Source organism: Vreelandella nigrificans (genome assembly GCF_002374315.1).
GTDB lineage: Bacteria > Pseudomonadota > Gammaproteobacteria > Pseudomonadales > Halomonadaceae > Vreelandella > Vreelandella nigrificans.
Window position 1 is genome coordinate 34,468 of the sequence record NZ_NWUX01000003.1, and the last position, 13,579, is coordinate 48,046.

Annotated in this window: 10 protein-coding genes; 5 read left to right on the forward strand and 5 right to left on the reverse strand. The window is 48.1% G+C overall.

Annotated features, from left to right (window positions below):
• Genes CPA45_RS05565 through CPA45_RS05575 form a run of 3 tightly spaced genes read left to right on the forward strand, consistent with a single transcriptional unit; the run spans nucleotide 1 to nucleotide 3,081 of the window.
• Complete coding sequence (locus tag CPA45_RS05565; RefSeq protein WP_096650631.1) at nucleotides 1-708, forward strand: xenobiotic acyltransferase family protein; 708 nt, start codon at nucleotides 1-3, stop codon at nucleotides 706-708.
• A 1-nt stretch (nucleotide 709) separates the two neighbouring features.
• Nucleotides 710-2,074, forward strand: a complete 1,365-nt coding sequence (locus CPA45_RS05570) for a class-II fumarase/aspartase family protein (RefSeq protein ID WP_096650632.1) — start codon at nucleotides 710-712, stop codon at nucleotides 2,072-2,074.
• Nucleotides 2,071-3,081: a cyclase family protein gene (locus CPA45_RS05575; protein ID WP_096650633.1), complete on the forward strand. Its 1,011-nt coding sequence runs from the start codon at nucleotides 2,071-2,073 to the stop codon at nucleotides 3,079-3,081. Before CPA45_RS05570 ends, CPA45_RS05575 begins: the two co-directional genes overlap by 4 nt.
• Before the next feature lie 179 nt (nucleotides 3,082-3,260).
• Here the strand turns inward: CPA45_RS05575 and CPA45_RS05580 are convergent, their stop codons facing one another.
• The 4 genes from CPA45_RS05580 to fliD (CPA45_RS05595) form a co-directional block, all read right to left on the reverse strand.
• The gene (locus tag CPA45_RS05580) at nucleotides 3,261-6,674 is read right to left on the reverse strand and encodes a glycosyltransferase (protein ID WP_165771508.1); all 3,414 of its coding nucleotides are present in this window, start codon (nucleotides 6,672-6,674) and stop codon (nucleotides 3,261-3,263) included.
• Between the two features lie 357 nt (nucleotides 6,675-7,031).
• Nucleotides 7,032-7,910 carry a flagellin N-terminal helical domain-containing protein gene (locus tag CPA45_RS05585; protein ID WP_096650635.1) on the reverse strand — a complete coding sequence of 293 codons (879 nt, stop codon included), beginning with the start codon at nucleotides 7,908-7,910 and terminating at the stop codon, nucleotides 7,032-7,034.
• A 136-nt stretch (nucleotides 7,911-8,046) separates the two neighbouring features.
• Nucleotides 8,047-9,399 carry a flagellar filament capping protein FliD gene (gene fliD / locus CPA45_RS05590; protein WP_096650636.1) on the reverse strand — a complete coding sequence of 451 codons (1,353 nt, stop codon included), beginning with the start codon at nucleotides 9,397-9,399 and terminating at the stop codon, nucleotides 8,047-8,049.
• 176 nt (nucleotides 9,400-9,575) lie between these two features.
• Entirely contained in the window at nucleotides 9,576-10,931 is a 1,356-nt protein-coding gene (gene fliD, locus CPA45_RS05595) for a flagellar filament capping protein FliD (protein WP_096650637.1), read from the reverse strand.
• 229 nt (nucleotides 10,932-11,160) lie between these two features.
• Here fliD (CPA45_RS05595) and CPA45_RS05600 point away from each other — a divergent pair, with 229 nt between their 5' ends.
• Both CPA45_RS05600 and CPA45_RS05610 read left to right on the forward strand, forming a co-directional pair.
• Nucleotides 11,161-11,487 (forward strand): hypothetical protein, encoded by a 327-nt coding sequence (locus CPA45_RS05600; RefSeq protein WP_096650638.1) that lies wholly within the window; start codon nucleotides 11,161-11,163, stop codon nucleotides 11,485-11,487.
• A 509-nt stretch (nucleotides 11,488-11,996) separates the two neighbouring features.
• Nucleotides 11,997-13,025 carry a serine hydrolase domain-containing protein gene (locus tag CPA45_RS05610; RefSeq protein ID WP_096650640.1) on the forward strand — a complete coding sequence of 343 codons (1,029 nt, stop codon included), beginning with the start codon at nucleotides 11,997-11,999 and terminating at the stop codon, nucleotides 13,023-13,025.
• A 55-nt stretch (nucleotides 13,026-13,080) separates the two neighbouring features.
• On the opposite strand, the gene CPA45_RS05615 is transcribed toward CPA45_RS05610, so the two are convergent.
• The gene (locus tag CPA45_RS05615; protein WP_096650641.1) at nucleotides 13,081-13,533 is read right to left on the reverse strand and encodes a tellurite resistance TerB family protein; all 453 of its coding nucleotides are present in this window, start codon (nucleotides 13,531-13,533) and stop codon (nucleotides 13,081-13,083) included.
• Nucleotides 13,534-13,579: the final 46 nt, after the last annotated feature.

The window sequence follows — 13,579 nt, forward strand, 5'->3', positions numbered from 1 at the left end:
ATGACAGATATTATTTCTTCAGAAGTTTCATCTAGCGCCAAAATATATTGTAAAAAAATAACCTCATCAACTATTAAAGAAAACACAATCATAGGCGACGACTCAATTATCTACAGGTCTATAGTTAACGAAAATTGCGAAATAAATAGACACAACAGAATAGATAACTCTTCAATTGGAAGATTCACCTACACAGGCCATAATACTACTATAAAAAAATCTAATATCGGATCTTTCGCTTCAATAAGCTGGAATGTTTCTATCGGTGGGGCAAACCATCCTGATGATTTTGTGACGACTAGCCCACTGTGGCGTTTCGAAAACATGATTAATAGAAATGAACACCCGACTAACAATATACAGCTTCAAAAAAGAATTTCTGAACTACCTCACTGCACAATTGGTAGTGATGTATTAATATCGACAAATGTTGTTATATTAAGAAATATAAATATTGGAAATGGAGCAGTTATTGGTGCAGGTGCAGTGGTAACTTCGGATGTTGAGCCCTATACCATCGTAGCTGGCGTGCCCGCAAAACCAATTCGAAAGCGCTTTGATGACCAGATCATCGCTGCGCTGGAAGAAATTCAGTGGTGGGATTGGCCAACAGATGTGATTCGCCAACATATTGACCTTATTTATCAAAAGAAGGTCAATATGGATATTATTGAGCAGCTCAGAGAAATCAAAAAAGGTCTTAGTTAATATGGCTTCTTCATTGTTTGACTCTTTTTATTATAAAAATATGTTTAGCACCTCGGCCATGGTCGAGATTTTCTCTGATGAGGGCCGCCTTAATGCCTGGCTAGCGACAGAAGCTGCATTAGCAAAAGGCCAGGCACAAGTTGGTGTAATTCCACAACAAGCCGCTGATAACATTGTTGAAGCAGCAATATTGGATAATTTGGACTTACAAGCTATGAAGGCCGAGTTTGATAAGGTTGGCTTTCCTATCATGCCGCTGGTTCACCAATTGGCCAATGCTTGTGATCCTGAAACAGCTCGTTGGGTGCATTGGGGATCAACAACACAAGATATCATTGATACCGGTCTGGTACTGCAGATGCGCGATGGTATTTCATTACTTGAGCAAGACCTGAATGCCTTGATTAATGCGTTGGCTCAACTGGCTCGAACCCATCGAAATACCGTGATGGCGGGCCGAACCTTTCAGCAGCAGGCGGCACCCATTACATTTGGTTATAAGGTAGCCGTCTGGCTAGATGAGATGCTACGCCACAAAGAGCGCTTGTCTGAACTAAAAAAACGCGTGCTTGTGGGTCAATGCGCTGGGGCTGTAGGCACGCTAGCTACGCTAGGCCAGGATGGGATTGCTGTTCAGCAAGCAATGATGAATGAGCTAGACCTTAAGACTCCAACAGTGACTTGGCATACTGCCCGTGACAACTGGTCCGAGATGGTTAACTGGCTTGTACTGGTCACCACGACACTAGGCAAAGTAGCCACTGAAATTGCAACCTTGATGCGGACTGAAGTGAACGAAGTCCGGGAGCCTTACCAGACTGGCCGGGGAGCAAGCAGCACCCTGCCGCAGAAGCGTAATCCAATTGCCTGCCCGCGTATTATTGCCATTGCTCATCGTATGCGTGAATTTTCCGCTGCACAGTTCTCCGCCATGATTCAAGAGCATGAACGGGCCGTTGGCGCCATGCCTATAGAGTGGATGATCATTCCCGATGCTTTCATTTTGGCCTCCGGCAGTTTTTCACAAAGCTTGGATATTCTACGTAACCTGGATGTTGATTCAGCCCAGATGAGAGCTAACTTAGACATTGGCGGTGGTCTATTGATGGCTGAGGCTGTGATGATGGGGGTGGCACCCATCATTGGAAGAAACCAAGCCCATGACCTAGTTTTTGCCGCTGCTGGGCGTGCCAATGATGCGGGGAAAACCTTGCGAGAAGAACTCGTTAAGGATCCATCCATCATGCAGCACATTACTACCGAACGCCTAGATGAGCTCCTAGACCCTGCTAATTACACCGGCTCAGCTGGCGCAATGGTAGATCAGGTTCTATCAAAACTGGAAGCGATCAAGGAGCATGGATGAGTAAGCGCTGGAGCAAACGCCCAGAAGGAGCCAACTGGGGTGATTTTGGTGAAAATGACCAGCTGGGTCGGCTGAATCTAATTGATCAAGCCAAAGTGCTGCAGGGCGCAGCCGAAATACGCACTGGTAAGACGTTCTGTTTGAGTCTACCGCTGGATTACCCCGGTGGTAATCTGTTGAGTCCAGTCCGTTTCCCACCACAGCTAAGGCCGGTCATTCGTAACGATGAGCCTTATTACAACTACGAATGGCGCAAGAAAGATGCCAAGCTAACTGATATTGCGGCTGATGATGTTGTGCTGCTCCACACCCAATATTCCACACAGTGGGATGGATTGGCACATCGCGGTTCTCTTTTTGACGTTAATGGCGATAACCAGCCTGAACCTGTCTATTACAATGGTTTTTCAGCCGGTAAAGACATCATTTTATCCGATGATTCATCTGTGGCTGCCCATGCTCTCGGTATTGAGAAAATGGCGGCTCACGGTGTTCAAGGACGCGGTGTGCTGGTTGACCTATTCAGCCATTGTGGCGATTTTCCACGCAAGGAAGTAGGTTACGACGACCTCATGCGTATCCTCGAAGCGGACGGTATAGTGGTAGAAAGGGGCGATATCCTCTGCTTATGGACGGGCTTAGACCGTATGATTCTGGGAATGAAAAAGCAGCCAGATTCATCCCTGAAGGAAGCCTGCGCTGTTCTTGATGGGCACGACAAGCGTTTACTGCAGTGGATCACAGACAGCGGTATTGCCGCCATTGCTTCTGATAATCTGGCGATTGAAAACGTTGGAATAGCTATCCCTGATTGTTGTACAACAACCCTGCCATTGCATGAGCACTGCCTGTTCAAACTAGGTATTCACTTAGGTGAACTCTGGCACCTTGCAGAGCTAGCTGCCTGGCTAAAAGCCAACGGGAGATCACGTTTTATGTTGACAGCTCCTCCGCTAAGGCTGACAGGGGCAGTTGGATCCCCTGTCACACCAATAGCTACTGTATGAGAGTGTGTAGATGGCCGCCCTTCTAGCGGCATCGTCATACCACCAACGGGGAGAACATAAATGACCACGCGCACTCTCTTGGGAAAAATGGTGCGTGTGGGATTCCCTCTCACAGTTATTTGCCGCCTCTCAAAACAGGTTCAAATGAGCTAGCTAAACTGATTAATACTGAGACATCGTCACACCTTCACACCTTTTTCAAACAAATAGAAGACCATGGAGCTATTGTCTAGCAGGTATGTTTTTTTAGCATAATTTGAAAACACTTTCTTAATTTTTTCGCAAACCACATTGTCTTTCTCTTCAGGCGACATAACAACAACTGAAGATGATATTTTCACTACTTCTCTAGCAAGCTTTTCAGGCTTGTCCGAAAAACATGAATAATCACTAACAACAGCCACTTTATAATGCTTAGCAGGCGTTTTGAAATCAACACCATCCATATCTATGACAAAGGTATTAATATCACCATTACCACTCTTAACAGCATTATTACTTCCTTTAAAAAGTAGATTCCCAAGTGAAGAGAACTCTAAAATGTCGCAAGGCTTACCAATCTTCAGCCTACCAAGCTTATTCCTCAAATCGTCAGGAATTTCTTTATTTTCTATATACCCAACATTAGCAACAGCTTTTGATTTGTTGTAATAAAATTCAGAAACTTTTTTCCTACCTTCTCGCTCATGAAACACTCCTATCCAATTAAGAGAGTTACTTAACATTAGAGATTTATCAACTGAGCTTTTGCTTGACCAAACTGACTGGTTGTGCTGACGATAAACAGCTGGATTAATGCCATCTAAATACTTACCTTTTCCTAACAAACCAAGTCTTGAAATTGTTAAATTATCCCCATTGCTTACTCTAACTCGCTCAGGGATAGACTCTGCCAAAACCTCACTCTTTCTACAAAATCTTGAAAGGGTAAGTAAAAAACAATTATTTAACAAAAGATCTTCTCTAGAGAAATCTCTTTTCTCTCTACCGGGAAGCTTAGACTGACTAATCAGTTTATCACCTTTAACAACAACAGCATTATGGTAGCAAACAGAGTATTCTGGATTTGACTCCATAAAATCAAATTGCAGCTGTAATTTATTGCTATCTGTCCAGTAGTCGTCACCCTCACAGCTAGCAATATACTTTGTAGAGTTACTTACTTTAACAAGTTGGCCAACCCGCTTACCCTGAGAGTACTGGTTTTCGATTTGATATATTGGTCGAATTAACTCAGGGTATTTTCTAGCATATTTTTTTATTACTTCCTGTGTGCCATCGGTGGAAGCATCATCATGAATTATTACTTCAAAAGGAAAATCAGTTTTCTGTGCAACAAACCCCTTAATTGCATCTTCAATAAAATCAACATGATTATATGTTGCGCAGACCACACTCACTACTGGCTCACCTTTGACATGCTCATTTTGAGGAATAGAAGGGCCCGCAGGCGGTGGAATGGTATTACCGCTACTCGGTGCAGGAGTCTTCGGCAATATCTTCTGCGCCTCCAAAAACTCCAGCGCTTTCTCCTGGCTAACCTCTGCGATTAATTCAAAAGCGATATCATGGGCAGCAAAGACTGTACTCAGTATAAAAGCAAGTTTCGTCTTGTTTTCATCGCCAAGAACCGCCATTCGCTCATGGCTGGGAAGAAATAGAACATCAGCACTTTCTTGCTCAGTGGCACAAGGAGAGCGGGCATTCAGCTCTTCAGGTAAATGGCTATGGTGGCGGAGATTGTGGAAGCGATAAAAGCGAAAATTATTACGGCTGGCCCAGTGCTGAAGTTCAGCCAGGCTAGGCTGTTTTTCATGGGTAAGCTGGAAAGGCACTCGTGCCTGAATCAGTAATGTGTCGGTAAGTGATTTTTTACCATGCTCCAGAATGGCCATGGCATCACTTAGCTCATCTAGAATCAACCAATCGAGGCTTTCCAGGCCGTTAATGCTATCCAAGGCTATAGAGCTAATGGGCAACTCAGCCAAAGGTTTTGCGCCTAGATGATGGCGTTTCGGTAATTTTTCAGCCGGTAGCGGTGTCAGCGTACTGGTCATTTCAGGGGCTACGCAAGCGTACAACGTTGCAGCACTTCCATCACCTAGTAGGGCATGTTGGAATACCTGAATAGTTTCGCTGCCTTCATACTGCTTGGCATCCTTTACTTCACTGGCAGGGTCAAACGCGACAATACCGAATGCTTTCGTAGCTGCCATCTGGCCTGCAAGGCCGCTTTTAATCAAGCTGGCACGATTGTCTAACACGATGACTTTACCTTTGAACTGCCAAGCAAAATCATCTGTTAGCCACAAGCGGTTAGCTTGTGTCTCGCTGCTCTGTTGGCCTCCTGATTTAACGCTAACTAGCTGCTGCAGAGAGTTATCAACCTTGAATTTAGGTTTGGTTGCTTGGCTGGCTAGGCGCTGGCGATGGCGTTTCTTTTGGTTAATGGTAAAATCTTTGTTGCCGGCACGTAAACGTACTAAAGGCGTTAAAGCACTGAGTAGCCTGTCAGTAGCACGGTTTAGGTGATGCTTCTCTTTTCCGACCTGCCAAGCGCGGGCTACATAGTCTTGGTAAAGTGCTTCGTCATCAAAGAAGCTAATTACTGCATCTACTAGCGGTTGTAATTCTTCTTCACTCAGTAGGTGTTGATAGGGTTCTTCATAGCAAACCTTCGGGAAGTCAAAGGCGATACCAGCGCCATCAATCATTTCAGGCATACCACCGCGATTGGTAATGAGCGCTGGAATACCGTTTAGCATGGCCTCCGCCAGTACACGCCCAGAGCTTTCCCACCATAGGCTAGGTGCCACTAACACCCTAGCCCGGCTGTAAGGGCCACGCATATCGCTGGTATTGGCGGTTATGGTCACATTGCTTAACGCACTGCACTGCTTCCCCATCCTCTGGGTGGTTTCACGTAGCACAGCTGACCAGTCGGCTCGTGCTTCTACGACCTCAAGCTCGATATCGGGCCTTTCTCGTTCCAGTTTTTCTGCCAGCTGCACAAACACGCTGGCTCCTTTTTGCCAGCTAGGGTTAACAAACAGCAGACGTTTACGCTCATGATGATCAGCAATAAAGCTTTCCGGAGCGATGAACTTGCCCACCGGCTTCGCGACGTAGCCAACAGCTTTACGGTACATATCCGCTGTCGCTTGGCTGTCGGTGAGGATCAAATCCACATCACGACACCAGTTGGGTGCTTTATAGTGACCGTTCGCCAGATAGAACGCGACCGGAATACCACGGTCACGGGCCTCATTGGCAATTAGCATTTCGAGTGTTTGACCGCCAAAGTACCACACCACATCTGGCTTAAATGAATCCAGCATATAGAGATACTGGCTGTACCAAAGGCCCTCTTCATGGGAGGTCAAATGGCTGCGGTTATGGCTGTAGCCAACGACCAACTGATGGGTCAGTGGGCCATCTTCAGCTTTAATTAGTTGATGAAGATGGCTGCTTAGGTCTGGGAATTGTTCTTTGAGCCGCCCCATCCCTTTCGGATTATCGAATACAGTCGCACCTAGCACTTGAACATCATAGCCAGAAGCCACCAATTGCAGCAGCATTTGGCGTACGGTCATGCTAGCACCACTGGAGGTATCCAGCAGGCAGAAAGGGTTAGCCCAAAGTATACGGGGTCTGCGTTTATGGGTGTCTGGCTTAGCTGGGGTCTTAACCATGAAGCGGCTCACATAAAAAGATGGCAATGTAGCTAGTTTACTGTGCTGGCACTGTTGGCAAAGGCGCAAATGCGCCCGTATTTAAGTAGGTATTCTTGCGATCATGTCCCCCACCAAGCTGGAGCGAGTAAAAGCGTTGTAATAACCACATTGATACTGAACGATAAGGCTTAAAAAACTATAAGACTTAAAAATAAAAAACGGGGCCAATTGGCCCCGTCGTTACTTTCTTTATCTAGCCATTTACTGGCTAAGGTCTTAACCCAGCAGAGACAGTACAGACTGCGGAGTCTGGTTAGCCTGTGCCAGCATGGAAGTGCCGGCTTGCTGGAGGATGTTAGCGCGGGTCATGTTAGACACTTCTACCGCGTAGTCAGCATCTTCGATACGCGAACGAGCTTCAGACAGGTTGTTGGACGTCGTCGCCAAGTTCTCAATTACCGAGTCGAAACGGTTAAGGGTAGCACCCAATGTTGCACGGCTGGTGTCTAGCGCTTTAGTTGCGTCATCGACAGCATTAATCAAGGATTGGAAACCAGCTGCTGCACCACCACTCATATCATCGATAGCAAATTCTGCACCGGTAATAGTTGCACCCGAGCCAATATTAGTCAGCTCCAGCCCAGCAACGGTAGCGTCCAATCTTTCTACAGTGATAACGTCATCACCTTCAGTATTGGAGCCAACCTGAATATTTAAGGTAGTACCAGAGCCACTCGCGACATTCAGCAGGTTAGTGCCGTTAAAGTTGTTGCTGCCCGCTACACGATCAATTTCCTCTAAGCGCGCGTTGATTTCGGTAACGATAGCATTACGATCTTCTTCAGCGTTGGTGTCATTGGCACCCTGAACCGCTAGCTCACGAATACGCTGTAGGTTGTCGTTAATTTGGTCAAGGCCGCCTTCCATGGTTTGCACCAAGGAGATACCGTCACTTGCGTTACGGCTAGCCTGCTCCATGCCTTTAATCTGAGCGGTCATTTTGTTGGCGATAGCTTGACCAGCAGCATCATCAGCAGCGCTGTTGATACGCAGACCAGAAGACAGACGCTCTTGGGCTTTGGCCAGCATGGACTGGGACTTGGACAGGTTGTTCTGGCCAATCAGGGCAGTAATGTTAGTGTTGATTACAGACATGTGAGTGCTCCTCGAAAATTAACTGGCCTTATGGCCTACTTTGCGGCGCTTGCGTCGCCGTTATTACAATTAACGGCAGCCTCACCAAATTCTTTAGAAAAAATCGCTCTTTTTTATGTAAAACACTGTAACTTTCTTATTTGCTTCTTTGCATAGCACCGAGCATGTCAAACTGCTGGGTGAGGTAGTTGCTCATAGAGTTCATTTGGGCAATCATGCCGTCTAGTTGCCCAAACTGCTTACGATAACGCTCCATGCTTCTCTCGATACTACTTTCCATACGCAGCTTACGTTCTTCCAAGCTATCAATGCGTTGCTCAGCACTATTCTTTGAGCTTTGAATGATGCCTTCATCCGACGTGATGGACTCAAGCGTTGCATTTAGCCGCCCTGCAAAACCACCCTCTTTGCTATCACCGGCGAAAAAGGTAGCTAGTCCTTCAGGGTTATTGGCTACGGCATCATCCAACTTCTCTTCATCAACTCTTAACCGCCCACGCACGTCAATGGTGATCCCCATTTGCGAAAGTCGTGAAATATCACCCTCTCCCAGGCTGTCAGTAATATCCCGGCGCAGGCGGTTCTCAATGGTGCGCACAGTGCGGTCACCTATTAGCTCGCCCGATGTTTCGCCTTCACCATTGAATGCCGTCATGCGGCCAACAGTGGATTTCATTTCATTGTAGTTTTTAACAAAGTCGTTGATGGCCTCTTTCAGCGAGTCTTCATCACGCTCAATCACTAGCGTAACGGGGCTATCAGATACGGCGGTGAGGTCAAGTGTGACCCCTTGAATGGCCTCTTCAACTCGATTGGTTTTACTGGTAATGGCAATACCGTTTACGTTCAGCTCCGCATCCTGACCTACACGTAGCGTAGCTGCATCCATCGTTAATGAGTCTAGGCCTGAGAAACCAACCAGCGAGGCATCTTTGCCTGTCTCTTTGGAACTCAGTGCCAAGCGATAGCCAGTGCCATCATTAACGATAGAGGCAGTGACACCGGCCTCTTTATCCGCATTAATTTGGTCACGAATATCGGCAAGCGTGCTGCCTGCTGCAATATTGACGTTGTAGCTTGTTTGCGTATCGCCAGCACCAAAGTTAAGTGACAGCGTTGCATCGGCTGCTGTTAGCGCTTGGTCGAGCGCTACGCTGTTGGAAGCAGCGCTGCCTGAGCGTGCCAATTGCGAAACAGTCACTTCATAGCGACCTGCATTAGCCGTTTCACCCGCGGTCGCCAACACTCCAGTGCCTGTCACTGTGCTTTTTTGCTGCTTAAACGTAGAGGCATCATTCAACGCAGCAATAGAGGTTTGCACTCTATCCATGGCTGACTCAAGGCGCCCATAGGCAGAAATTTTAGTTTGCTGAGCACTTTGCTGTTGAAGGATAGGTACAAGCTTTTGACGCTCAGCCGCTCTAAGCTCATCTACCAAACCAGAAAGATTCAGCCCAGAGCCTACGCCGAGTGAAGTAATCGTTGCCATATGGGTCAGTCCCTTATAAGCCTTAGAGAGCCAAGTGATGAGAATACTAGTTAGGTATGTTATCGGCTGCTGGAGAGAGAACTTTAGCGATTGTGTCGATTTAAGCGGTTGCAAAAAAAATGCCCAGCACTGTGTGCCGAGCATTTTGCAGGTCAATACTGGATTCTTGTATCTATTTAATTTTGGCTAGACTGCCCTAGCACTGCAAACTGCTGAGTTAAGTAGGCACTCGTTTGATTCATTTGCGCCACCATGTTATCCATCGCTGCAAATTGCGTACGGTAACGCTCAATGGTTTGGTCGATACGGCTCTCAGTGGTCGCAAAACGTGCATCTAGCGAAGCTGCACGGCTCTCAGATGAACTAATAGCGCTTTCAATGCGGCCGCCAGAGCCTACAAAATTCTCAAGGGTCGTGTTCACCTGGCCCGCTATGCCACCCTCGCTATCATTGCCTGCGAAAAAGCTGGCCAATTGATCAGGCTGGTTAGCAATAATGCTATCCAGCCGATCCTCATCAATGGATAGTTTGCCGTTCACTTGAAGTGAAATGCCAATATCCGATAACACATTAAAGCCATCCCCCTCGACCACACTACTGACGGTTTGGCGCAGAGCCATTTCAACAGAGCGGGTTGTCGAGTCGGCGTTTAGCCCTCCTGCCAGACCAGTTTCCGGGTCAAAGGCTGTCAAATGGTTAATGGTATCTTTGAGCGCGTTGAAGTCGTCAACAAATGCTGTGACCTGCTCACGTATGGCGTCGGTATCCTGCTCAACAGTTACCGTGCTCGTGGCACCAGCCTCGGTAAGGTTTAGCGTAATGCCTTGAATGGCACCTTCCACGTGATTGGTAGGGCTAACAATATCGATACCATTGACGTTGAACGCGGCATCTTGCCCTGCTTGAACTACCTGAGTATCTGAAGTCTGCACTCCATCAGCAAGAATGCTTGAAAAATTGGTGCTTTCAATACTTGCATCTGCCCCCGTATCAGTGGCATTCACAGAAAGCCGATAGCCTTCACCATCGTTGATAATCGAGGCGCTTAAACGGCCATCACTCTGTTGATTGATAGCATCCCGCATATCTTCAAGTGAACTGCCATCTGCAATAGTAATGGGATCCATGGTCCCATCAGCGAGAGCAAAACTTAACGACTGCTCGCCAGTCACTATGCTTTCATCAGCGGCTTCAAGACGCTCCGTTACTAAGCTACCTGCCGTCGCAAGACGGTCCACCTGCACTTCATATTGGCCAGGTTGGGCCTCATTACTGCTGGCCGCACTAACTGCGCTGCCTTCCACATTCGTCGTAAGACTCTCAAACGAAGACGCGTCATTGAGAGCGGCAGCAGAGCTTTGGAACTGGGAAAGCGCGCTTTGCAACTGGCCATAAGCCGATATTTGCGCCTCTACAGACTGCATTTGTTCCGCAATAGGCGCCAGCTTTGCGCGCTCGGCCTGCCTCAGCTCATCAAGCAAGCCGTTGAGGTCTAAACCAGAACCAATACCTAATGATGTAATCGCCGCCATAACACAAACACCTTGTATATATGCATGTTGCTGCGCGTTCTCCTCTTTATAACTCGCTTTTAATAAAGCAATACGCAGCACTTTTCCTATTTAGCTCTCTTAACCCATCGGCTGCATAAAGGAAATCTTGAGCCTAATAGGATATTTTATAGACCTTGGTCTAATGCCATCCATGCTTTATAATGCACTGCAACAAGCCCGTTTTGGTGCTGTGTGCAGGAGAATATATATGCTTTCCCCGGTGTTTCAGCCCGCACCCCCAGTTGCTACGGCCGCTTACCATGTACAGCGCAGCCTGCGCCACTGTCTTTCTACCGTTGCCGAGCTGCTTTACGACAATGGCCATGTACTAGAAACCGTTACTCTCCCTCAGCGTGGCCTTACTCAGCGCGAACTGGCCCAGTTGAGCTCTCAGGAGCATTGGAAAGCCTGCCAGCAGGTGCTTGAAGAGAGTGGTGCGGCACAATTTAACGACTACGGTCGCTTGGTACTAACCGCCATGGGGCGGGAGATCATGTTCGATATGTTTGGCCAAGGGGCAGCAGATTGCGCTTAGCTGACTGCAGCTAACCTTTAAATGGCACGAGCTACTTTTCAAGAGCTACTTTTCACGGGCTACTTTTAAGTCATGCTGAAAGCAAAGCGCCCGCAGGGGCTGAGTGGAAGGCTGATACCTGCGGGCGCTTTGAGAGTAGCGGGACGTGCCGGATTAACGTAAGCCAAGCATCGATAGAATAAATAGAACGACCACAACCAAGCCTACAATATAGATAATGCTACGCATAACGGCGCTCCTTGCTTATTGCGTTTCATGGAAATCAACGGGTTGCTTACCTTCAAAGCCAACAATCCAAGCCTAGCAGTGTTTTTCTATTTTTGCGTAATGCCCACATCACTTCGTGATGGAACCTCCCCCTTTTCTCAGCCTCGAAGCTTTTATCCAGAAGTTTTTTTCCAGAACCTTTTCCAGACCTTTTGCCCTGACCTTTACTTGCTCTGCCAAAGGGCTCTACCAAAGAGTTCTGCCAAAGGTCTATACCAATGCTCTTTGCCAACGGTGTTGCCATGCGTTTACCTGTGCGCCTAATTTCCTGTGCCGCTATTTCGCTGCTGTTTAGCTTTGCTGCGATGGCCAACCCACCCAACCCTGGTGCACTGCAAGTACTTGACCAGCAAGCTGCTGAGCTAGATCGTGTGCATACGGTAGTGGTGGCACATCAAGGACGTATCGTTCATGAGCTTCACCAGGAAGGCCCTGGTGTCACGGCACCAGCTAACATCAAATCACTTTCTAAAACTGTGCTCGCAGCATTGACAGGAGCGGCCATTGAGGCGGGAGTGATTGAGTCTACCGAGCAGTCCATGGTGGCGCTGTTAGGCCAGCTGCTTAGTAACATAGACAGTAACGTAGACAGTAATATAGACCCGCAGATAAACGACATTACCGTGGCGCATTTGCTGGCCCAGCAGGCGGGCTTGGAGCGTACCTCGGGGGGTAACTACAGCGCTTGGGTGGCTAGCAGCAACTGGGTACACGATGCGCTCACTCGCCCATTTGTTGATAAGCCCGGTGGGCGCATGCTCTACTCCACGGGCACCAGCCACTTACTTTCCGCTGCACTTACGCAGGCTAGCGGTGAAACCACCCTCTCCCTTGCTCAGCGCCTGTTGGGCGAGCCACTGAACATTGCGATCCCCCCCTGGCCACGAGACCCCCAAGGAATCTACTTCGGCGGCAACGACATGCAGCTGTCGCCTAGGGCGTTAATTGAGGTAGGTGAGCTGTACCGTAACGACGGCCTAGTCGATGGCCAGAGGGTGCTACCAGAAGGCTGGGTGGCGGCCTCCTGGATGCCCAGAGGCCAATCCCCCTGGACAGGCGATGGTTACGGCTATGGCTGGTTTATTACTACACTTGCAAATATGCCAGTTTATTATGGTAGAGGATACGGTGGACAGGCGCTCTATGTGATCCCAGAACGGGAAATGACCATTGTGATCACGTCTGATCCCAACCCACCTTCACCAGGCGGTCAATTCCAGCAACAGTTACATCAACTGGTGGTTGGCTTGCTGGAACAGGCGCAGCAGTAAACAGGCTGAACACCGTTTGTGGCTGAGCTGCATGCCAGTACCTCTTACTGGCACTTTATACCGATGGCTGGCTAGCCAGTTTGCTGCGAATAAAGTCGCTGTGGCTAACGTGCAACAGATCCGCCAGCCGCCGGATACGGTGCTCTTCAAGCGGGTCAAGCGATCCGTCAGCCCAGGCAAGCTGCCACATTAACACCACCAGTTCGCAGCGCTGCTCATAGCCATAGTGCTGCTTAATTAAGCTGACAAATTGATAGTGATCCACTGCATCGTCAACTTCCGCTTCAGCCAGCGCCATTAACTCGGTGACTTCACTTTCGCTTAGGTGATAACGAGTGGTTAACATCTGTTTCAACGCGGTGCGCTCGGCGTCGCTTTGGTCATAGTCAGCGCGCATCACTTCGCACAGCAGCGCCGCTGTGGCCAACTCTAGTGTAATCGCTCGATTCTCACGCTGCTCTGGCTCCGCCAGCGCCCGTTGGAAGAAGTTACTAATGGCGTCCAGCACGGTTTTCTCCTATTAACAAACCTGCCTCTTCGACTACCAATATGAC

Bases quoted from the DNA above. Each gene is read 5' to 3' on its own strand.
- CPA45_RS05565 (WP_096650631.1), top strand. From the start codon at position 1: ATGACAGATATTATTTCTTCAGAAGTTTCATCTAGCGCCAAAATATAT.
- CPA45_RS05570 (WP_096650632.1), top strand. From the start codon at position 710: ATGGCTTCTTCATTGTTTGACTCTTTTTATTATAAAAATATGTTTAGC.
- CPA45_RS05575 (WP_096650633.1), top strand. From the start codon at position 2,071: ATGAGTAAGCGCTGGAGCAAACGCCCAGAAGGAGCCAACTGGGGTGAT.
- CPA45_RS05580 (WP_165771508.1), bottom strand. From the start codon at position 6,674: ATGACCGTACGCCAAATGCTGCTGCAATTGGTGGCTTCTGGCTATGAT.
- CPA45_RS05585 (WP_096650635.1), bottom strand. From the start codon at position 7,910: ATGTCTGTAATCAACACTAACATTACTGCCCTGATTGGCCAGAACAAC.
- fliD (WP_096650636.1), bottom strand. From the start codon at position 9,399: ATGGCAACGATTACTTCACTCGGCGTAGGCTCTGGGCTGAATCTTTCT.
- fliD (WP_096650637.1), bottom strand. From the start codon at position 10,931: ATGGCGGCGATTACATCATTAGGTATTGGTTCTGGTTTAGACCTCAAC.
- CPA45_RS05600 (WP_096650638.1), top strand. From the start codon at position 11,161: ATGCTTTCCCCGGTGTTTCAGCCCGCACCCCCAGTTGCTACGGCCGCT.
- CPA45_RS05610 (WP_096650640.1), top strand. From the start codon at position 11,997: ATGCGTTTACCTGTGCGCCTAATTTCCTGTGCCGCTATTTCGCTGCTG.